This is a genomic window from Acidovorax sp. 99 (assembly GCF_003096455.1).
In the GTDB taxonomy this organism is placed as follows: domain Bacteria; phylum Pseudomonadota; class Gammaproteobacteria; order Burkholderiales; family Burkholderiaceae_C; genus Acidovorax; species Acidovorax delafieldii.
Map to the genome: position 1 here is coordinate 1,430,806 of NZ_QEKU01000001.1, position 19,475 is coordinate 1,450,280.

General features: G+C 64.4%; 21 protein-coding genes. 18 read left to right on the top strand and 3 right to left on the bottom strand.

Annotated elements, in window-relative coordinates:
* The first annotated feature begins 158 nt into the window (after nucleotides 1-158).
* From motA to C8C95_RS06710, 9 genes are all read left to right on the top strand, one after another.
* Entirely contained in the window at nucleotides 159-1,019 is an 861-nt protein-coding gene (gene motA, locus C8C95_RS06670; RefSeq protein ID WP_056065696.1) for a flagellar motor stator protein MotA, read from the top strand.
* Nucleotides 1,020-1,066: 47 nt separating this feature from the next.
* Nucleotides 1,067-1,999, top strand: coding sequence for a flagellar motor protein MotB (gene motB / locus C8C95_RS06675; protein ID WP_056065694.1), 933 nt, complete (start codon nucleotides 1,067-1,069; stop codon nucleotides 1,997-1,999).
* A gap of 72 nt (nucleotides 2,000-2,071) precedes the next feature.
* A complete protein-coding gene (gene cheY / locus C8C95_RS06680) occupies nucleotides 2,072-2,458 on the top strand; it encodes a chemotaxis response regulator CheY (RefSeq protein ID WP_010466076.1) in 387 nt (128 codons plus the stop codon).
* Between the two features lie 4 nt (nucleotides 2,459-2,462).
* Nucleotides 2,463-3,080 (top strand): protein phosphatase CheZ, encoded by a 618-nt coding sequence (locus tag C8C95_RS06685; protein ID WP_056748017.1) that lies wholly within the window; start codon nucleotides 2,463-2,465, stop codon nucleotides 3,078-3,080.
* A gap of 221 nt (nucleotides 3,081-3,301) precedes the next feature.
* Nucleotides 3,302-4,456, top strand: coding sequence for an EscU/YscU/HrcU family type III secretion system export apparatus switch protein (locus C8C95_RS06690; protein WP_116748068.1), 1,155 nt, complete (start codon nucleotides 3,302-3,304; stop codon nucleotides 4,454-4,456).
* Entirely contained in the window at nucleotides 4,453-6,534 is a 2,082-nt protein-coding gene (flhA, locus tag C8C95_RS06695) for a flagellar biosynthesis protein FlhA (protein ID WP_056065684.1), read from the top strand. The genes C8C95_RS06690 and flhA overlap by 4 nt, the downstream gene beginning before the upstream one ends.
* On the top strand, nucleotides 6,531-8,027 hold the full coding sequence (flhF, locus tag C8C95_RS06700) for a flagellar biosynthesis protein FlhF (protein WP_056748015.1): 1,497 nt from the start codon (nucleotides 6,531-6,533) through the stop codon (nucleotides 8,025-8,027). The genes flhA and flhF overlap by 4 nt, the downstream gene beginning before the upstream one ends.
* Nucleotides 8,020-8,817 (top strand): hypothetical protein, encoded by a 798-nt coding sequence (locus tag C8C95_RS06705; RefSeq protein WP_056065678.1) that lies wholly within the window; start codon nucleotides 8,020-8,022, stop codon nucleotides 8,815-8,817. The genes flhF and C8C95_RS06705 overlap by 8 nt, the downstream gene beginning before the upstream one ends.
* Nucleotides 8,818-8,983: 166 nt before the next feature.
* Nucleotides 8,984-9,700: an RNA polymerase sigma factor FliA gene (locus C8C95_RS06710; RefSeq protein WP_056065675.1), complete on the top strand. Its 717-nt coding sequence runs from the start codon at nucleotides 8,984-8,986 to the stop codon at nucleotides 9,698-9,700.
* 115 nt (nucleotides 9,701-9,815) lie between these two features.
* Here the strand turns inward: C8C95_RS06710 and C8C95_RS06715 are convergent, their stop codons facing one another.
* From C8C95_RS06715 to flgA, 3 genes are all read right to left on the bottom strand, one after another.
* Nucleotides 9,816-10,190: a hypothetical protein gene (locus C8C95_RS06715; protein ID WP_056065672.1), complete on the bottom strand. Its 375-nt coding sequence runs from the start codon at nucleotides 10,188-10,190 to the stop codon at nucleotides 9,816-9,818.
* Nucleotides 10,191-10,232: 42 nt separating this feature from the next.
* Nucleotides 10,233-10,553: a flagellar biosynthesis anti-sigma factor FlgM gene (gene flgM, locus C8C95_RS06720; protein ID WP_116748069.1), complete on the bottom strand. Its 321-nt coding sequence runs from the start codon at nucleotides 10,551-10,553 to the stop codon at nucleotides 10,233-10,235.
* A gap of 94 nt (nucleotides 10,554-10,647) precedes the next feature.
* A complete protein-coding gene (gene flgA / locus C8C95_RS06725; RefSeq protein ID WP_207780577.1) occupies nucleotides 10,648-11,460 on the bottom strand; it encodes a flagellar basal body P-ring formation chaperone FlgA in 813 nt (270 codons plus the stop codon).
* A gap of 231 nt (nucleotides 11,461-11,691) precedes the next feature.
* On the opposite strand from flgA, the gene flgB reads away from it, so the two are divergent.
* From flgB to flgJ, 9 genes are all read left to right on the top strand, one after another.
* Nucleotides 11,692-12,162: a flagellar basal body rod protein FlgB gene (gene flgB / locus C8C95_RS06730; RefSeq protein WP_060987142.1), complete on the top strand. Its 471-nt coding sequence runs from the start codon at nucleotides 11,692-11,694 to the stop codon at nucleotides 12,160-12,162.
* 36 nt (nucleotides 12,163-12,198) lie between these two features.
* Nucleotides 12,199-12,603, top strand: coding sequence for a flagellar basal body rod protein FlgC (gene flgC / locus C8C95_RS06735; RefSeq protein WP_015015832.1), 405 nt, complete (start codon nucleotides 12,199-12,201; stop codon nucleotides 12,601-12,603).
* A gap of 18 nt (nucleotides 12,604-12,621) precedes the next feature.
* Nucleotides 12,622-13,275, top strand: a complete 654-nt coding sequence (locus C8C95_RS06740; protein ID WP_116748070.1) for a flagellar hook capping FlgD N-terminal domain-containing protein — start codon at nucleotides 12,622-12,624, stop codon at nucleotides 13,273-13,275.
* Between the two features lie 38 nt (nucleotides 13,276-13,313).
* On the top strand, nucleotides 13,314-14,594 hold the full coding sequence (gene flgE / locus C8C95_RS06745) for a flagellar hook protein FlgE (RefSeq protein WP_116748071.1): 1,281 nt from the start codon (nucleotides 13,314-13,316) through the stop codon (nucleotides 14,592-14,594).
* Between the two features lie 46 nt (nucleotides 14,595-14,640).
* Nucleotides 14,641-15,381 carry a flagellar basal-body rod protein FlgF gene (gene flgF / locus C8C95_RS06750; protein WP_056065654.1) on the top strand — a complete coding sequence of 247 codons (741 nt, stop codon included), beginning with the start codon at nucleotides 14,641-14,643 and terminating at the stop codon, nucleotides 15,379-15,381.
* A gap of 41 nt (nucleotides 15,382-15,422) precedes the next feature.
* Nucleotides 15,423-16,205, top strand: a complete 783-nt coding sequence (flgG, locus tag C8C95_RS06755; protein WP_056648212.1) for a flagellar basal-body rod protein FlgG — start codon at nucleotides 15,423-15,425, stop codon at nucleotides 16,203-16,205.
* Between the two features lie 38 nt (nucleotides 16,206-16,243).
* Entirely contained in the window at nucleotides 16,244-16,966 is a 723-nt protein-coding gene (locus C8C95_RS06760) for a flagellar basal body L-ring protein FlgH (RefSeq protein WP_056065648.1), read from the top strand.
* A 274-nt stretch (nucleotides 16,967-17,240) separates the two neighbouring features.
* Entirely contained in the window at nucleotides 17,241-18,383 is a 1,143-nt protein-coding gene (locus C8C95_RS06765; protein ID WP_279323205.1) for a flagellar basal body P-ring protein FlgI, read from the top strand.
* 152 nt (nucleotides 18,384-18,535) lie between these two features.
* Nucleotides 18,536-19,456: a flagellar assembly peptidoglycan hydrolase FlgJ gene (gene flgJ, locus C8C95_RS06770; RefSeq protein ID WP_116748073.1), complete on the top strand. Its 921-nt coding sequence runs from the start codon at nucleotides 18,536-18,538 to the stop codon at nucleotides 19,454-19,456.
* Nucleotides 19,457-19,475: the final 19 nt, after the last annotated feature.

Here is a 19,475-nt window from a genome sequence, read left to right on the forward strand (position 1 = left end):
GCCGCCAACGCCCGCCGGACGGACCGGAAAAAACGGTAGTCGGCCGCCAAATGGCGGCATCAGCGCCAGAGGGGCTGGAGTACATTAAAGTTAAAGTCATTGTTGGACATAGTCTGCGGACCGTACCGGTCACTCAGGCTGAACCTTCCTTTTCAAACATGTTTGTCATCATCGGTTACGTCGTCTGCCTCGGCTGCATCTTCGGTGTGTACATCATGCACGGAGGCAATATCAGCGTGATTCTCAAGGCACTGCCGTTTGAGATCATCACCATTTTGGGCGGCGCACTGGGCGCGTTTGTGGTGAACAACCAGCCCAAGGTGATCAAGGCCACCTTGGCCGCACTGCCGATGGCGCTCAAGGGTTCCAAATACACGAAAGAGCGCTACATGGAGCTGATGGCGATGCTCTATGACATCCTGCAGAAGGCCCGCAAAGAGGGGCTGATGGCCATTGAGAAGGATGTGGAAGCGCCCCACGAATCCGAGATCTTCAAGAAATACCCCACGGTGGGCAGCGACCACCATGTGATCGAATTCACCACCGATTACCTGCGGATGATGGTGTCGGGCAACCTCAATTCCCACGAGATCGAGGCGCTGATGGACAGCGAAATCGATACCCACCACCAGGAGGCCCATGCTCCCGTGGCAGCGCTGGCCCGGTTGGCAGGCGCCCTGCCCGCCTTCGGGATCGTGGCCGCCGTGCTGGGCGTGGTGAACACCATGGGCTCAGTGGGGCAGCCGCCCTCTGTACTGGGTGGGATGATCGGCTCGGCGCTGGTGGGGACGTTCCTGGGCATTTTGCTGGCCTACGGCGTGGTCGAGCCCCTGGGTGGACTCGTCGAGCAAAAGACCGAGGACGCCGCCAAGGAACTGCAGTGCATCAAGTCCACCCTGCTCGCCAGCATGCAGGGCTACAACCCGGCCACCGCCATTGAGTTTGGCCGCAAGGTGCTGTTCTCCAATGTACGCCCCAGCTTCTCGGAGCTGGAAGGACACGTGAAGGGCAAGAAGTAGCAGCTGCCGCGAATGCAGTAGCCGCGCCGTAACGCCCCACCACCACCATGGCAGAAAAGAAGCTCCAGCCCATCATCATCAAGCGCGTCAAGAAAGGCGGCCACGCGGTGCATGGTGGCGCCTGGAAGATCGCTTATGCCGACTTCGTGACGGCGATGATGGCGTTCTTCTTGCTGATGTGGCTTTTGGGCTCCACGGCCAAAGGTGAGCTGCAGGGCATTGCGGCATATTTCGCTTCGCCGCTCAAAGTGGCGATGACCGGAGGCGACGGTGCAGGCAACAGCTCCAGCGTCATCCCCGGTGGCGGCAACGATCTGGCCAAGGTGCATGGCCAGGTGCGCCGCTCCGATGTGGAAGAAGCCAAGCAGCGCCGCATGAGCATCGATGCCGCACGGGCCGAACGCGCCAAGCAGGACCAGGAACGCATCAAGGCCCTGGAGGCCAAGATCGATGCGCTGATCACCGAGAACCCGCGCCTGAATGAGTACAAGTCGCAGATCCGCATCGACATCACGCCCGACGGGCTGCAGATCCAGATCATCGACGACCAGAACCGCCCCATGTTCGACAGCGGTAGCGCGTTGGTAAAACCCTACATGCGCGACATCCTGCGCGAAATTGGCGCAGCCCTCGGTGGCGTCGAAAACCGCATCAGCCTTGCAGGCCACACCGACGCCGTACCTTATGGCAACAGCGAAAAGGGTTACAGCAACTGGGAGCTATCGGCAGATCGCGCCAACGCCTCGCGGCGGGAACTGGTCTCTGCTGGCATGCCAGACGCTAAACTGGGCCGCGTGGTGGGCTTGGCCGCCAGTGATCTGCTGGACCCCAAGAACCCACGCTCCCCCTCCAACCGGCGCATCACCATCACGGTGTTGACCCGGGAGGCCGAAGAACGGCTCATGGGCAAAGGGATTCCTGAAATCACGTCCACAGAACTGTTGACGGAAAAGCGGGAAAATCCCCCCCCAAGCAGGTAACAGTTACGACTTGTCACCAAACCTGCCACCCATGACAATGCTTACAGTAAATCTCGACTGAAAGGGTCCCAAGTGACCACAGCCCTTCGTTTTTTGATCGTTGACGACTTCTCCACCATGCGACGCATCGTTCGCAACCTGCTCAAGGAGAGTGGGTTTGCAGACGCCGACGAGGCCGAGGATGGTGTCGCCGCACTCAACAAGCTGCGCAACAGCAAGTTTGACTTTGTGGTGACCGACATCAACATGCCCAACATGAACGGCTTCCAGCTGCTGGCCGAGATCAAGAAGGACGACAAGCTCAAACACCTGCCCGTCCTGATGGTGACCGCCGAAGCCCGCAAGGAAGACATCGTTGCCGCCGCCCAGGGAGGCGCTGCGGGTTACATCGTCAAACCCTTCACCAAGGCAACTCTGGAAGAGAAAGTGACCTTGATTCTGAAGAAGATGGGGTTATGACGCCATGGACGACACACCGGACAACAGCCAGCCTGCCGATGTTCATCACAAGATTGGCCTGCTGACACGTCAGCTTCACGATTCGCTCAACGAGCTGGGTTATGCCGACAAGCTGCGCGGCTCCATGGGCGAGCTGCCCGACGCGCAGAGCCGACTTTCCTATATCGCCCGCCTGACGGGAGAAGCGGCAGAGAAGGTGCTCAACCGCGTCGAACAGGCCAAGGCCCAGCACGACTACATTGCGGCGGAAACGCGCCGGGTTGTCAACTCGCTGGTGGCGGACCCGGTGGCGGCCGTGGCCAAGGGCGAGATCTTCAACTTTCTGACCGACGTGGAGCGCGTGACCAAGGAGGCCGACACGCACCTCACCGAAATCATGATGGCGCAGGATTTTCACGACCTCACCGGCCAGGTGATTGCACGCGTGGTGAACCTGGCAGCCACCATTGAAGAGCAGCTGGTGCAACTGCTCATCCAGACGGCTCCGCCCAGCGCCCAGGTGCCCGCCGAGCCCGTCCGCGCAGCGCATCTTCAGGGCCCGGTGGTGGACCCGGAGAACACCCCCGACGTGGTCACCGACCAGTCCCAGGTGGACGACCTGCTGGCCAGTCTGGGCTTCTGACGCTCCGCTTCCAGTCCGGCAGCCCTACAGCGCTAGTGCAATATGGCCTGATTGCTATCATTTTGAAAAGAATGACAGCAATCCACAGCGTGGGTCAGACACAGAGCCGCCACTAGACACACCCCAGGCACCACCGAAAAGAGGGGGCCGCAGCCCCCTTATCAGCCTTTAGATTTCCAGGTCGCTCACGACAATGGCATGACACCAGCCGTCATGCCACCATGGAATCCAGCCAAGAAAAAAGCCTCCCCGCGTCAGAACGCAAGCTGCAAAAGGCGCGCGAAGACGGCCAAGGGGCACGCTCGCGCGACTTGTCGCACCTGGCCATCCTGGGCGCGGGCGCCGCATGCACGCTGCTGCTGGCCCCACAGCTGATGGACCGCATGCAGTGGGCCATGAGCCAGCAGCTGGCGTTCAATGCGGCCACGGTGATGGCGCCAGGCACCATGCTCTCGCGGCTGCAGGACATGGTCATCGTGGGCTTGGTGGCCAGCACGGTGTTTGCCACCCTCACCAGCGCTGCGGGGCTGATCAGCGCCATCGGGGCGGGCGGCTGGATTCTCAGTGCCAAGCCCATCACACCGCAGTTCAACCGACTCAACCCGATCTCCGGACTGGCCAACCTGTTTTCCAAGCAGCAGATGGCCAACGTGGCCAAGATGGTGCTGATGACCGCCATCCTGACCTACGTGGCCTGGAAGTTCCTGGGCAACAGCCTCGAAACGGTCGCCATGCTGGTGCTGCAGCCCTCGCCGCTGGCCATTCGCCAGATTGCAGACTGGCTGACCTCGGGCATGAGCCTGTTGCTGCTGGTCGTGTTTCTGGCAGCCTTGGTGGATGTGCCTTTGCAGGCGTTCTTCTTCAAGGAACGACTGAAGATGTCGCACGAGGAAGTCAAGCAGGAGCACAAGGAGTCTGACGGCAACCCCCACACCAAGGGCCGCATCCGCCAGAAGCAGCGCGAGATCGCCGACCGGGCTAGCGTAGGCGCCGTCCCCAAGGCCGACTTTGTGGTGATGAACCCCACTCACTACGCCGTGGCCCTCAAATACGACGAGAAGACCATGAGTGCGCCCCAGGTCATCTCGCGCGGCACCGACCTCATCGCCATGAAGATCCGCGACGTGGCCAAGGAGCACAACGTGCCCGTGCTGCAGTCGCCCATGCTGGCCCGTGCGCTGTATGCCCATGCCGAGCTGGACCAGGCCATCCCCGCGACGCTCTACACCGCCGTGGCCCAGGTGCTGGCCTATGTGTACCGCCTCAAGGCGGCCCTGCGTGGCGAAGGCCGCATGCCCGACAGCCTGGTGGAGCCTTTCGTGCCGCCTGAACTCGATCCGCTGAACCGCACCACGGTGCAAGGTGCTGCCGTATGAACACCTCCGTAAAGTCTTTGCAGCAATGGGCGGGCACCAATGCCAGCGCCCTGCAGGGCCTGTCGGCACCGCTGCTGGTGGTGGCGATTCTGGCGCTGATGGTGCTACCCATCCCGCCGTGGCTGCTGGATGCATTTTTCACGCTCAACATCGCCGTCGCGCTGATGGTGATGATGGTGGCGGCGTACATGCTGCGTCCGCTGGACTTCGCGGCATTCCCTTCGGTGCTGCTGCTGACCACACTGATGCGCCTGTCGCTGAACGTGGCCTCTACGCGCGTGGTGCTGCTCGAAGGCCACCAGGGCCCGGGTGCTGCCGGTGCAGTGATCGAGGCCTTCGGCCACTTCCTGATCGGCGGCAACTTCGCCGTCGGCCTGATCGTGTTTGCGATCCTCGTGGTGATCAACTTCGTGGTGATCACCAAGGGCGCTGAGCGCATTGCCGAAGTGTCGGCGCGCTTCACCCTGGACGCCATGCCCGGCAAGCAGATGGCGGTGGATGCCGACCTGAATGCCGGCCTGATCGACGAAAAAGAAGCCAAGCGTCGCCGCGCCGAAGTGGCGGAAGAAGCCAACTTCTTCGGCTCCATGGACGGCGCGTCCAAGTTCGTGCGCGGCGACGCCGTGGCGGGCATCCTGATCCTGCTCATCAACATCATTGGCGGCTTCGCCATTGGTGTGTTGCAACACGACCTGTCGGCCAAGCAGGCCGCAGACAGCTACATCCTGCTGGCCATTGGCGATGCGCTGGTGGCACAGATTCCCGGCCTGCTGATTTCGGTGGCAGCCGCCATGGTGATCTCGCGCGTGGGCAAGGACCACGACATGGGCCGCCAGATCGTTCAGCAGCTGTTCATGTCGCCCCGTGTGCTGGGCGTGACGGCGGGCATCCTGATCCTGCTGGGTTTGATCCCCGGCATGCCACATGTGGTGTTCCTGACCATGGGCAGCCTGCTGGGCTACGGCGCCTGGGTGATGTATGAGCGCCAGAAGGTTCCCCCGGTGGTCGAAGCCCCACCGCCACCCGCCACCGATGGCGAAGCCACCTGGGACGACTTGCAGCCCGTGGACCTGCTGGGCCTGGAACTGGGCTACCGCCTCATCAGCCTGGTGGACAAGAGCCGCCAGGGCGACCTGCTCACCCGCATCAAGGGCGTGCGCCGCAAGTTTGCACAGGAAGTCGGCTTCCTGCCCCCTGCCGTGCACGTACGTGACAACCTCGAACTCAAGCCCAGCGGCTACCGCATCACGCTGCGCGGCGTGGTGGTGGGCGAGGGCGAAGCCTTCCCTGGCATGTTCCTGGCCATCAACCCCGGCGGCATCACCACGCCGCTGATCGGCACGGCCACCACCGACCCTGCCTTTGGCCTGCCAGCACACTGGATCGACGATCGGCAAAAGGAAGCCGCACAAATGGCCGGTTTTACCGTCGTTGATTCCGAAACCGTGATGGCCACCCATTTGTCACACTTGATGCAAGTGCAAGCCGCCAAGCTCCTCAGTCGCACGGAAACGCAGCAACTGGTGGAACACGTGGCCAAGCTGGCCCCCAAGCTCATCGAAGAAGTGGTTCCGAAAATGGTCTCCATCGCAACGTTCCAGAAAGTCCTCCAGCTGCTGCTGGAAGAGTCTGTGCACATCCGCGATATCCGCACCATCATCGAAACGCTGGCCGAGCATGCTGGTGGCGTCTCGGACCCCGTCGAGCTGGCCCGCCGCGTGCGCATTGCGCTCTCGCCCGCCATCGTCCAGCAGATCTACGGCCCCACCCGCGAGCTCAACGTCATTGCCATCGAGCCCGGCCTGGAGCGCCTGCTGGTGCAAGCCCTGGGCAATACGGCAGGCCCCGCGCTCGACCCCGGCGTGGCCGACATCCTCACACAAAAGGCCGCCGAAGTGGCCCTCAAGCAGGAAGAGATGGGCCTGCCCGCCTGCCTGCTGGTTCCCGACCAGATCCGCAATGCCATCTCCCGCCTGGTGCGCCGCGTAGCGCCCCGCCTGCAGGTGCTGGCACACAGTGAAATTCCAGAGACCCACACCATCCGTATTGGGCCGATCCTTAAAGGTGCATCAGCATGAACATCAAACGCTTTACCGCCCCCACCTCTCGGGAGGCTCTGGCCAAGGCGCGCATGGCCTTTGGCGACGGCACGCTGATTCTGTCCAACCGCCCCACGGCCAACGGCGTGGAAGTGGTGGCCACGGCCGAGGACACGCTGTCGGCTCTGGACGGTGGTGCGCCCACCGCTTCGTCCAATCCGCCCCTGCTGGCGCCCAGCACTGCGCGCAGCACCCCACAGCGCGCCAGCCAATCGGCAGCAGCGTCGGGCCTGGGCCGCAACCCGGTCGAGGAAGACACCGAACAGCTGGCCATGAGCACGCTGTCGTTCCAAGACTATGTGCGCGAGCGCATGCTGCGCCGCCGCCACGAGGCACTGAATGGCCCCTCGGAACCCCAGACACTGTCTGAACGCAGCCGCGACCAGGAACCGGAACGTGAACGCATGCCCGCGCCCTCGGTGGCGCGCCACAACCCGCTGCGCACCATCCCGATGGACATGCCGCCCGAGCCACCGCGCCGTCGACAGGAAGCTCCCAGCGCCCACCTGATCCAGTCGAACAACCAGCAGAGCGTGATGAACGAGCTTCACGCGATGAAAGAGCTGATCGAAGACCGCTTCAACACGCTGGCCTGGCTGGGGCAGGCGCGCCAGAACCCGATCCAGTCCAACCTGATGCTGAAGATGATCCGTGCTGGATACTCCCCATCGCTGGCCCGCGCCGTGCTCGAACGCATGCCCGAAGACCTGTCGGCGGGCGAATCGGTGCGCTGGCTGATGGAGGTGCTGGAACGCAACCTCAAGACCGACCAGACCGATCCCCCCCTTTATGAACAGGGCGGCATCTTCGCCATGGTGGGCTCTACGGGTGTGGGCAAGACCACCACCACCGCCAAGCTGGCTGCCATGTGCGCCCGCATCCACGGCCCCGGCAGTGTGGGGCTGATCACACTGGACACCTACCGTGTGGGCGCGCACGAACAACTGCGCACTTACGGGCGCATGCTGGGCATCGTGGCCCACCTGGCGCACGACCGTGCCGCGCTGCAAGACCTGCTGGGCCTGCTCAGCGGCAAGAAAATGGTGTTGATCGACACCACCGGCGTGGCCCCGAGGGACCCCCGCAAGCGCGACATGCTGGATGTGCTGGACCTGCCCCATGTGAACCGCCTGCTCGTGCTCAACGCCGGCTGCCATGGCGACACGCTGGATGACGTGCTGACCGCCTTCAAAACCGACGGCTCGCAACAGGCCATCCTGTCCAAGGTGGACGAGGCCGTGAAGCTGGGCCCCGCTATCGACGCACTGATCCGCCACCAGATGGTGCTGCGCGGCGTGACCAACGGCCAGCGCGTGCCCGAGGACTGGGAGCGTGCCAACGCCCACCAGCTCATCAGCGCCTCCATGCGGTCGCCGGCGAAGTCGGCTTTCGACCCCAAGGCCACGGACCTGAACTTCTTCTTCTCGCACTCTCCTGACACCGTGACGGAGGGGGGGCTGGTCGATGCTTGATCTGGGTTTTCACCAGGCGGCCAGCCTGCACAGCCTCACCCCGCAGGCAGAGCTGCGGCTGCTGGCAGTCGCCAGCCAGGGCAACACAGCGAGCGGCCTGGAAACGCTATGGCAGATCTGTGCCAGCCTGCAGCGGCTGGGCTATCCGGTGGTGGTGCTCGACGGCACGGCGCAGGAGTCCGACGACAGCCCCGGCCTGCTGCACCTGCTGCAACATGCCACGTGGAATGACGGCGCCAGCCTGAACCTGGGCGCCACCGCATCCTCCCTCGCCGTGATTCCAGCGGCCAAGGGGCTGCAGCACCTGAGCCGCAAGGCCAGCGGCAGCACACGCTCGCCCATGGAGAGCTTGCTGCCCTGCTTCAGGACTTACGGCCTCATGGTGATTCACGCACCAGCCTCCACCCTGGGGCCCCTGCTCACCCACACGGCCACGGTTCCGCTGGTGGTCATGGGCAGTGGCGCAGCGGGCGTGATGACCAGCTACAAGAGCCTCAAGCAGATTGCGCTACACACTGGCTTGCCCTGCATGGTGGCCGCTTTGCTGCACGGCAACACCGCCGCCGAACGCCGCAAGGCCCAGTCCCAACTGATGACCTTGCAGGCATGTGCCGAGCGCCATCTGGGCGGCCCGATACGAACCACCACCATTGCCACGCAGAACCCCCAGGAGCTTCAGCGCCTGGCCTTGCAACTGCTGGAAAATGCGGGCACTATGAACGGAGCGCTGGCTGCGCTGACACCCAGCAACTTGACAGGCATGCCTGCGCATTTTGTCCGGAGCCACTGACCAGAGCCTGTGATGCACCTCTACGTACGCACGTTGACCCGAAACGCTCCCCACGGTCTGGCAAGTTGCTGGCCCCGGGCGGCGGAAAAAGATCGGGTGATGGCACCCCCAAGCGGCTCCAGAACAAGATCGCATACCCGCCCTACCAGTGCATAACACCCTCTCTATGTACACCGCCAAAGGCCAGCTTGATCGCGATGCCATGATCCGCCAGCATGTACCGCTGGTCCGGAGGATTGCGCACCACATGATCGCCAAGCTGCCTCCCAATGTCGAGCTGGATGACTTGATCCAGGTCGGCATGATGGGGCTGGCCGAAGCCCTGTCGCGCTACGAAGTGGCACAGGGCGTGCAGTTTGAAACCTTTGCCACCCAGCGCATCCGGGGCGCCATGCTCGACGAGCTGCGCGAGGGCGACTGGATGAGCCGCAGCTCGCGCAAGAGCCAGAAAGACATTGAACACGCTGTGCACCGGCTGGAGCAAAAGCTGGGACGCAGCCCGCTGGAGTCCGAAATAGCCAGCGAAATGGGCATGAGCCTGGCGGACTACCAGAATCTGCTGGGCAAGGTCCGGGGCACCCAACTGGTGTACCTCGAAGACATGACGCATGGCAACGATGACGAGGATGGGTTTCTGGACCGCCACGTTGCCGACAGTGCGGCTGACCCGGTGGAGCTGCTGCGTGATCAACGGCTCAAGACGTCACTGGTCAACGCCATCAAGACCCTGCCGGAGCGCGAGCAGCACATCATGGGCATGTACTACGAACATGACATGAACCTCAAGGAAATTGCCGCCGTGCTGGGCGTTACCGAGTCGCGCGTGTGCCAGCTGCACAGCCAGTCCATTGCCCGGCTGCGGGCCAAGATGCGCGCGCACTGAGTGCCCCCACCGGCGGACACCAGGCGCCGCGCAGGTCGTTGCGCAGGGCCATAGGGTTACGGGCCGCCGCTTTTCGCGACCGGGCCCACAACCCCTTCAGAACAATGGATGCCGCTCAGCCTGCAGAGCGGTAGATGCGCGCCACACCCGGCGCGGCTCCGCGCGCCCCCAGGCCATCGCCATAGGTAGCCGCCGCATTGGAGGGGGGCAACAGGCCAGCGGCTTGGCGGTCCGTGCTGGCAGCAAGCCGGGCCAGGCTTTCACGGTGCAGGATCAGCATGCTGCGGATCGCATCCGCGCGCTTTTGCAGCGACGCTGGCAAGGGCAACCCCCGCGCGGCCGCCTGCTCCAGCGCACGCGAAAAATCGGCCGCTGCATCACGCAAGGCCGTGCTGTTTTTTTCCAGAGAGGTGGGGTCGGCCGCGAGAAGTGCGGCGGAGACTTGTTCGATCAGCTGCTCAACAGCCGAGAGAGATTCTTCCAGAGACATGGCGCATTGTGCGATGGATTGCGCCCGGGAGCAAAACGCCGGTCAACCCCGCGAGCGGGACAGGATCTCCTGGGCGTTGGACAACAGCTTGTCGGCAATGGCTTCGGCGTCGACCGAGAATTCGCCCTTTTCGATGGCAGCGCGCACTGCCTTGACCTTACCCGCGTCAAAATCTGCCGTGCTGCGGGTGGTAGGGCTGAGCGCCCGGGCCGCGGTGGACACAGTGACAGGCACACCGGCGGATGACGCCATCAGTGCGTCCTTGGTGGCTCCTTCAGCAGCGCTGGCTGGGGCCTTGGCTTGCTTGGCAAGCCCCGTCGGCGGCAACCCGCCCGGCAGTTCCGGTGTTTGACCTATCTTCATCGCTCTCTCCACCACCCCGTTGGATGTGGGGCATCAGTAGCAATGTTTTCGACCCATTTGGCCCGGACTTTAGCCATTTATTACCGGGGCGTCATCACAGAGTGACATCCACTGTCCCAGAATCATTCACAGTTCCACTCACGATGCGGCCATTCTCCATGCGCACGCGCACAGTCTGCCCGACAGAGCCTGCGGTCAACGCCTGGCCCGCAGAGCTGACCGCATAGCCCGGCCCCTGGGCCACCACTTTCACCTGCGCACCGGCCTTGAACAGCAGGGGGGCACGCACCATGGCCTGGCGCACCGCCTGCCCCGCCACCAGTTGGCGGGCCGCGGTCTGCCCTACCCACAGGTCGGGATTGGCCATGACGGGAGAGGAATCGGCCGCCCAGTCCACTTCGGCCTCTGTGGCGTCATTGGCCGTCAACACGGCGCCCGGCGCTACATTGTTGGTCAACACCCAGGCCGGGCCAAACGCCTTGATGGTGACGGGCAAAAACACGTTCCATGCGGTGGCGCCCTCCACGCAGCGCAGCCCCAGACGGGTCCGGCCCCACAGGCGGGCACCGACGGGCAGATAGGGTTCAACGCGCGCACAGGGCGCCAGCCGCAGGCGCGAATCCAGTGAGCCAACACTCACTTCCATACGCAGTGGCAGCGCGGAGGACGGATTGCGGGCCAACGCATCGTCCAGCCAGCGCTGGGTAAGCGGCCCCAGGTCCGCCGCGGGGTCTGCCGCCGACTGGGCGTGCACAACACCATGGGGGCCCAGCGCAGCCACAGCCAATACACCCACCAGACAGAACGTACGCACCAAGGCGCCGGCACGCACAGCGTGCGACTGCCGGGTGGCGCCGCACAGCGCGGCGTCGGTGTTGGCGGCAGAGAAAAGGAAGTGGGCGGTCATAGGGGCCTCCAGGGCATCGGCTGGCCAGGCTGCCCGCGCACGGGGTGCTACGGAAGGCAGGGGCCATTTCACCCCTGGAACTATAGGCAGATGACCCGGACGCAAAACCCGGAACTGCGCATTCATTTGCCACTTCTTCGCGCTTTAGAAAAAGGGCGCGGTTTCCATAATCGAGCCACGCCAAAAGCCCCCCGGGGATGGCGACTTTGCAACCGACGGTGTGAGGCACACATGCTTGACAAGATGACCAACCAGCTGAATTTTCACGGCAACGCCCTGGTGCTGCGCGGTGAACGCCAGCGCGCCATCGCCAGCAACATTGCCAACGCCGACACGCCGGGCTATGTGGCTCGGGACTTCAAGTTTGGCGATGCGCTGCGCGAAGCCACGGGCGTGACCTCTTCGGCCACCGGCACGCCTGGCGCAGCTGTCACGCGGCTGGCCACCAGCGGCTCGTACGGAACCGCAGGCACCACCGATCCGCACCACATTCCGCTGCCCACCGTGAATTCCAGCACCAGCATCGACCGGCAGGGCGCGCTGGGCTATGCCGTGCAGACACAGCCCAGCCTGGACAACAACTCGGTGGACCTGGACCGCGAGCGTGCCAACTTCGTGGACAACGCCGTGCGCTATGAAGCCACGCTGCGGTTCATCAACGGCAACGCCAAAACCATGCTCAGCGCCATCCAGGGCCAATAACCAGCCAGCCCCGCAGCGCAGAAAGCGAGCCACCCCATGTCCATGTTCTCGATCTTCAACGTGTCCGGCAGCGCCATCAGCGCGCAGTCGCAGCGGCTCAACGTGGTGGCCAGCAACCTGGCCAACGTGGATGCCGTGGCCGGTCCCGACGGTCAGGCCTACAAGGCACGCCAAGTGGTGTTCCAGACAGCGCCCATGGGCGCCGACAGCTCTGCGGGCGTCAAGGTCAGCGGCATCAGCGAAAGCAATGTCCCGGGCCGCCGCGTGCACGATCCCAGCCACCCCTCAGCAGACGCCGAGGGCTACGTGACCCACTCCAACGTCAATGCCGTGGAGGAGATGGTCAACATGATCTCCGCCTCGCGCTCGTACCAGAACAACGTCGAGGTCATGAACACGGCCAAGTCGCTGCTCCTCAAGACCCTGCAGATGGGCCAGTAATTCCCGGGAGACCCCACCATGATTCTCAGTGCCACCAATGCCGTCACGACCACCACAGACGCGTCCACCAAAGCCAACGCGGCCAGCGACCCGTCGGCCGCGCAGGACCGCTTCCTGAAGCTGCTGGTGGCGCAGTTGAACAACCAGGACCCGATGAACCCCCTGGACAACGCCCAGATGACTTCGCAGATCGCGCAGATCAATACGGTGACCGGCATCCAGCAACTGAACCAGACCATGCAGAGCATGGCGTCGCAGTTCAACTCGCTGCAAGTCATGCAGGGCACGGCCCTGGTGGGCCGCAGCGTGCTGACCGAAGGTTCCAGCATGGCGGTGGCGGACAAGACCGGCAAGGGCGGCTTCGAGCTGGGCTCGGCGGCTACCGACGTGAAGATCGAGGTCACGACTGCAGGCGGCCAGGTGGTGGACACCATCGATCTGGGCGCCAAGGCCGCAGGCCGCCATGCCTTTGACTGGGACGCCAGCAAGTACACCGGCTCCACCGATGCACTGCAGTTCCGCGTGACGGCCGTCAACGGCTCCACCAAGCTGGACTCCACCCCGTTGAGCCTGTCCAAGGTCACCGCCGCAGGTGCCGAAGACGGACAACTGGTGCTGAGCCTGTCCAACGGCAAAACCATCAACTACAGCCAGATCAAGGCCTTGGTGTAACACCAGCCCGCTTCGTATCGCGTCAACAGGAGAACACCATGAGTTTTCAGCAAGGCCTGTCCGGCCTGAACGCCGCCAGCAAGAACCTCGATGTCATCGGGCACAACATTGCCAACTCCAACACCGTCGGGTTCAAGGCCTCGCGGGCCGAGTTTGCCGAGATGGTGGCTTCCGCCATTGGCTCTGCGGGCGGCTCCAACGCAGGTATTGGCGTGGAAGTGGCGGCCGTGGCGCAGCAGTTCACGCAGGGCAACCTGACCATCACCGGCAACAGCCTGGACGTGGCCATCAACGGCAACGGGTTCTTCACCCTCACGCTGCCCGACGGCACCGCCGCCTACACCCGCTCCGGCAACTTCAAGCTGGACAAGGAAGGCAACATGATCACCAACGACAACGCCAAGGTGATGGGCTTCCCGGTGGATCCGGTCACGGGCCTGCGCACGGGCACCGACCCCATTCCCATGGTGTTCCCGACCGCCGAGCCGATTCCCGCCAAGCAAACTACCAAGATCACGGCGGCCTTCAACCTGGACGCCCGCGCCACCGACGCGGCTGGCGACCCCACGGCCACGCCCCCCATCCCGGCCACGCCACGCGCCACGTATGGCACCTCGATCAACGTGTTCGACAGCCAAGGTGTGGCCAAGCCGGTGAGCCTGTATTTCCAGAAGACCGCTACCGACAACACCTGGGACGTGTACGACGCGCTGGACGACCCCACGGCCGTTCCGCCCGTGGTGGCCACGCCCATCGGCCAGATCACGTTCGACAACAACGGCGCCATCACCGGCCCGGTGGCCACACCACCCGCCACCGGCTTTTCGCTGCCGCTCACCGTCAACCCCACGCCGCCCAACCCCAACAACCTGCCTGCTTACACCGTGGAAGTGAGCCTGGACAAGGTGACCCAGTTCGGCACCAAGTTCGCGGTGTCCAACCTGAGCCAGGACGGCTACACCTCGGGCGAGCTGACCGGCATCAACATCGAGAACAACGGGATGATCATGACCCGTTATTCCAACGGCGTGACGCGTGCCGAGGGCCAGCTCGCGCTGTCCAGCTTCCGCAATACACAGGGCCTGGCCTCGGTGGGTAGCAACAACTGGGTGGCCACGTTCGAGTCGGGCCAGCCTGTCGTCGGCACCGCCACCGATGGCAGCTTTGGCTCGCTGCGCTCGGGCGCCCTGGAGGACTCCAACGTGGACCTCACGGCCGAGCTGGTGAACATGATGACCGCCCAGCGCGCCTACCAGGCCAACGCACAGACCATCAAGACGCAAGACCAGGTGATGTCCACCCTGGTGAACCTGCGCTGATCGGCTGAACCCCCACTGAACCCGCCCAGGACACCGGAGAGCCCCCATGGACCGCATCATCTACACCTCGATGACAGGCGCCAACGCCGCCGCCCACCGGCAGGCGGTGCTGTCCAACAACCTCGCCAACGTGTCCACCGGCGGGTTCCGCGCCGAGATGTCCACCTTCCGCTCCGTGCCTCTGCAAGGCGACGGTGCCAAGACGCGCGTGTTTGCACTGGAGGCCACCTCGGGCTACGTCAACACCCCCGGCCCTGTACAACGCACAGGCCGCAACCTCGACGCCATGGCGGCCGGCAATGCCTGGTTTGCGGTGCAGGGGCTGGACGGCACCGAGGCCTACACCCGTGCGGGCAGCTTTGAGGTGTCGGCCACCGGCCAGCTGCTCACTCCCACCGGCCTGCCCGTGTTGTCCGATGGCGGAGCGCCCATCGACGTGCCGCCCGGTGCCGATGTGTCGCTCGGGTCGGACGGTACCGTGACCTCCAAGATCCCGGGCCAGCCCGCCCAGGCCATTGGCCGCCTCAAGCTGGGCACACCCACGCCGGAAGACCCGCTCAAGCGCGGCGACGACGGGCTGTTTCGCACCACGTCGGGCGACCCCATGCCCAACGACGCCAACGCGCGCATGCTGTCGGGCGCGCTGGAAGGCTCGAACGTGAACCCGGTCGAATGCATGGTCGGGATGATCGCTGCATCGCGCCAGTTCGAGCAGCAGATGAAGCTGCTGCAGACCGCCGAAACCAACGACAAGACCGCCAGCCAGCTGCTGAGCATGAACGGCTGATGCCGCTGCCCCCCAGCACGCACCCGCCATAAGGAAGCACCATGATCAACTCCCTCTGGATCGCCAAGACCGGCATGTCTGCCCAGCAGACCCAGCTCGACGTCATCTCGCACAACCTGGCCAACGTCTCCACCACGGGCTACAAGCGCAACAACGCGGTGTTCGAAGACCTGATCTACCAGAACCTGCGCCAGGTGGGTGCCAACACCACCGAACAAAACCAGCTGCCCACCGGCCTGCACCTGGGCCTGGGCGTGCGCACGGTGGCCACCAGCCGCAACTTCATGCAGGGCAGCCTGCAGGAGTCCAAGAACAACCTGGATGTCGCCATCAACGGCAACGGCTTCTTTGAAGTGACCATGCCCGATGGCACCGTGGGCTACACCCGCGACGGCTCCTTCCAGGTCGATGCCCAGGGCCGCATGGTCACGTCCAGCGGACTGCCCGTGGTCAATGGCATCACCATTCCGGCCAACGCCACCAGCGTCAGCATCAGTGCCGAAGGCGCCGTGGCAGTCACCGTGCCGGGCAACACACAGCCGCAGACCGTGGGCAACCTGGCCATGGCCAGCTTCATCAACCCGGCCGGCCTGGAGCCCATCGGGCAGAACCTGTTCAAGGAATCCGCCGCCTCCGGCCAGCCCCAGCAGGGCACCCCCGGCACGAACGGGCTGGGCATCATCAAGCAGGGGTTTCTGGAAGCCTCCAACGTCAACGTGGTGGAAGAGCTGGTCACCATGATCCAGACCCAGCGCGCCTACGAGATGAATTCCAAGGCCATCCAGACCTCGGACCAGATGCTGGCCAAGCTCGCCCAGTTGTGACCGGAACGCCCCCCGCGCTTTTGCCCAGGACCTTCGCCATGCGCACTTTCACACGCCCTCTTCGCCTGCTGCAGGCACTTGGCTCGCTGCGTGCGGGCATCCCCGCGCTGGGTGCAGCACTGCTGTGCGCCGGCTGCGCCACCCTGTCGCCACCGCCGCCGGTGGACATCCTGCCCACCACCCCGCCCCCGCTCGCCGCTGCACCGCGCACCCCGCCCCCGGTGACGGGCGGACTGTTCCACAACGCCAGCTACCGGCCCGCGTTTGAAGACCGCCGCGCGCGCCTGGTGGGCGACAACGTGACCATCCAGATCGTGGAGAACGTGACGGCCAGCCAGAAGTCTTCGTCCACGGTGGACCGTGACTCCAAGGTCTCTGCGGGCGTGACCGCCCTGCCCTTCACCAGCACCAGCTTCACCGACAAGCTGGGCGTGGGCGCTTCGTCAGGCAACGCGTTCTCGGGCAAAGGCGGCACCGAAAGCGCCAACACCTTCACCGGCTCCATCACCGCCACGGTGGTGGATGTGCTGCCCAACGGCCACCTGGTCATCACTGGCGAAAAGCAGATCGGCGTGAACCAGAACGTGGATGTACTGCGCTTTTCGGGCACGGTGGACCCACGCGCGCTGCAACCTGGCAGCATCGTGAACTCGACCCAGGTCGCCAATGTGCGCGTCGAATCGCGCGGACGCGGCGCGCAGAACGAAGCCCAGGCCATGGGCTGGCTGGGCCGGTTCTTCAACACCGTCACGCCGTTCTGACCGCACTGGGCGCACCGAAAGCGCCCAGGTCCCCAGTCCTTCCGGCATCCGACGGAGGGCTGGGTGCGTTCTTTTTTTACTACAAATTTGATAGCTACTTGCGCATATAGCACTATCGCCTCTGGCCGTTTTTACTCAAAAACCGCCACCCAGAGCGCCCACGGGCCGTTTCTGCGCGGACCTTGCCGACGCGGCTTCAGACCCAGCCAATAAGCCGGTGAACCCGCTTCTTTTTGGGTTTTAGTTCTGGCCATGGCCTACCACAATGGATGCCATGAAAGCCTCGTCCCATTCCCTCTTGCCCCGCACCGCGCGCGTGCTGTGGCTGCTGCTGGCCCTGGTGGCCGCAGCGCTGACAACGCCTGCACAGGCCTTGCGCATCAAGGAAGTGGCGGCGGTGCAGGGCGTGCGCAGCAACCAGTTGACCGGCTACGGCCTGGTGGTGGGGCTGGACGGCACGGGCGACCAGACGACGCAGATGCCCTACACCACGCAGGCCATGTCCAACTACCTGCAGCAGATGGGCATCAGCCTGCCACCCGGCACGGCGTCGCAGCTGCAGCTCAAGAACGTGGCGGCGGTGATCGTCACGGCGCAACTGCCCGCCTTTGCCCAGCCGGGCCAGCAGATCGACGTGAACGTCTCGTCCATGGGCAATGCCAAGTCGCTCAAGGGCGGCACGCTCATCGTCACACCGCTGCGCGGCGCTGACGGCGAGATCTATGCACTGGCCCAGGGCAACATGGTGGTGGGCGGCGCTGGCGCGTCGTCCGGTGGCAGCAAGGTGCAGATCAACCACCTGAGCGCAGGCCGCATTCCGCTCGGTGCGCAAGTGGAACGGGCCGTGCCCACCCCGCTCAACGAAGGCGACACCATCAACCTGGGCCTGAACGCCTCGGACTTCCAGACCGCCCGCCGCGTGGCGCAGGTGATCAACGCCAAGCTGGGTAACGGCCTGGCCACTGCGCTGGACGGTCGCACGGTGCAGGTGCGCGCTCCCATCGACCCCGGCGCCCGCGTCGGCTTCATTGCCGACCTGGAAGAGCTGCCGCTCGAATCCTCCACGCCCTCTGCCAAGGTGGTCATCAACGCCCGCACGGGCTCGGTGGTGCTCAACCAGTCGGTCACGCTGGGGCCTTGCGCCATCGCCCACGGCAACCTGTCGATCACCATCAGCTCCACGCCCGTGGTCAGCCAGCCCAATGCGTTCTCGCAGGGACAGACGGTGGTCACGCAAAAGAGCGACATCACCATCAACCAGGAACCGGGCAACGTGATCCAGATGCCCGCGTCGCCGCAGCTGGCCGACGTGGTCAAGGCCCTCAACACGCTGGGCGCCACACCCGGCGACCTGCTGGCCATCCTGCAGGCCATCAAGGCCGCCGGCGCGCTGAACGCCGAGCTGGAGGTGATCTGAATGAAGCACCCCCTGAGTCGCTTCGCGCCTTCCCCCTCTCCTGCGGGAGGGGAACGCACCCGGTGGCCTGGCAAAGCCAGTTCCACGGGTGCACGGGCCTGCGCCGCGCCAGACTCACAGCCTGTGGGTGCCCCACCGCAAGAGGCTTGACCATGGCCCTCACACTCCCTTCCTCCGGTAGCACCACCAGCCCGTCGAACGCGCTGGCCGTCGATATCCGCTCGCTCAACTCCCTCAAGTACGAAGCGGGCACCGCCAACAGCGCACAGGTCACGCGCGAGGCAGCCAAGCAGTTTGAATCGCTGTTCATGCGCGAACTCATCAAGAGCATGCGCGACGCCACCATGAAGTCCGGCCTGATGGAGGGCGAGCAGGCCAACCTGGGTCAGGACATGCTGGACCAGCAGCTGTCTGTGAATATGTCGGGCCTGCAGGGCGGCCTGTCGGAAGCCATCGCCCGCCAGCTTTCGCGCCAGATGGGCGGTGCGGACACCAACTTCTCGGTGCCGTCCACGCTGAGCCTGCCGCAGGCACAGAACCGGTCTGCAACCTCCGCCACCACGTCTTCCGTCGATACCACCCTGCCCGTCCCCAAGGGCCGCGAAGGCTTTGTGCAGCACCTGAGCGGCACCGCCGAGCGCGTGGCGCAGGAAAGCGGCATTCCCGCCAGCTTCATGCTCGGCCAGGCCGGGCACGAAACCGGCTGGGGCAAGAGCGAGATCAAGACCGCCAACGGCGGCAACTCGTTCAACCTGTTCGGCATCAAGGCGGGCAAGGGCTGGACCGGCAAGGTGGCCGAGATCACGACCACCGAATACATCAACGGCACACCGCGCAAGGTGGTGGCCAAGTTTCGCGCGTACGACTCGTACGAGGATTCCTTCCGCGACTACGCCAAGCTGATCACCGACAACCCGCGCTACGAAAAAGCCCAGGCCACCGCCAAGACGGGCTCTGCCGTGGCCTACGCGGCCGAGCTGCAAAAGGCCGGATACGCCACCGACCCCGAGTACGCCAAGAAGCTCAGCGGCGCTATCAACAGCGCGCTGCGTGTACAGCGCGCCCAGGCGTGATGGACGAGAAGAACCGAGG

Excerpts from the sequence above, each read along its gene's own strand:
- C8C95_RS06685 (WP_056748017.1), top strand. The coding sequence starts at position 2,463 with ATGGACGACACACCGGACAACAGCCAGCCTGCCGATGTTCATCACAAG.
- C8C95_RS06740 (WP_116748070.1), top strand. The coding sequence starts at position 12,622 with ATGATTCTCAGTGCCACCAATGCCGTCACGACCACCACAGACGCGTCC.
- motB (WP_056065694.1), top strand. The coding sequence starts at position 1,067 with ATGGCAGAAAAGAAGCTCCAGCCCATCATCATCAAGCGCGTCAAGAAA.
- C8C95_RS06715 (WP_056065672.1), bottom strand. The coding sequence starts at position 10,190 with ATGTCTCTGGAAGAATCTCTCTCGGCTGTTGAGCAGCTGATCGAACAA.
- flhF (WP_056748015.1), top strand. The coding sequence starts at position 6,531 with ATGAACATCAAACGCTTTACCGCCCCCACCTCTCGGGAGGCTCTGGCC.
- C8C95_RS06705 (WP_056065678.1), top strand. The coding sequence starts at position 8,020 with ATGCTTGATCTGGGTTTTCACCAGGCGGCCAGCCTGCACAGCCTCACC.
- C8C95_RS06760 (WP_056065648.1), top strand. The coding sequence starts at position 16,244 with ATGCGCACTTTCACACGCCCTCTTCGCCTGCTGCAGGCACTTGGCTCG.
- C8C95_RS06710 (WP_056065675.1), top strand. The coding sequence starts at position 8,984 with ATGTACACCGCCAAAGGCCAGCTTGATCGCGATGCCATGATCCGCCAG.
- flgC (WP_015015832.1), top strand. The coding sequence starts at position 12,199 with ATGTCCATGTTCTCGATCTTCAACGTGTCCGGCAGCGCCATCAGCGCG.
- flgM (WP_116748069.1), bottom strand. The coding sequence starts at position 10,553 with ATGAAGATAGGTCAAACACCGGAACTGCCGGGCGGGTTGCCGCCGACG.
- motA (WP_056065696.1), top strand. The coding sequence starts at position 159 with ATGTTTGTCATCATCGGTTACGTCGTCTGCCTCGGCTGCATCTTCGGT.
- flhA (WP_056065684.1), top strand. The coding sequence starts at position 4,453 with ATGAACACCTCCGTAAAGTCTTTGCAGCAATGGGCGGGCACCAATGCC.
- flgG (WP_056648212.1), top strand. The coding sequence starts at position 15,423 with ATGATCAACTCCCTCTGGATCGCCAAGACCGGCATGTCTGCCCAGCAG.
- C8C95_RS06690 (WP_116748068.1), top strand. The coding sequence starts at position 3,302 with ATGGAATCCAGCCAAGAAAAAAGCCTCCCCGCGTCAGAACGCAAGCTG.
- flgE (WP_116748071.1), top strand. The coding sequence starts at position 13,314 with ATGAGTTTTCAGCAAGGCCTGTCCGGCCTGAACGCCGCCAGCAAGAAC.
- flgF (WP_056065654.1), top strand. The coding sequence starts at position 14,641 with ATGGACCGCATCATCTACACCTCGATGACAGGCGCCAACGCCGCCGCC.
- flgA (WP_207780577.1), bottom strand. The coding sequence starts at position 11,460 with ATGACCGCCCACTTCCTTTTCTCTGCCGCCAACACCGACGCCGCGCTG.
- flgB (WP_060987142.1), top strand. The coding sequence starts at position 11,692 with ATGCTTGACAAGATGACCAACCAGCTGAATTTTCACGGCAACGCCCTG.
- flgJ (WP_116748073.1), top strand. The coding sequence starts at position 18,536 with ATGGCCCTCACACTCCCTTCCTCCGGTAGCACCACCAGCCCGTCGAAC.
- C8C95_RS06765 (WP_279323205.1), top strand. The coding sequence starts at position 17,241 with ATGAAAGCCTCGTCCCATTCCCTCTTGCCCCGCACCGCGCGCGTGCTG.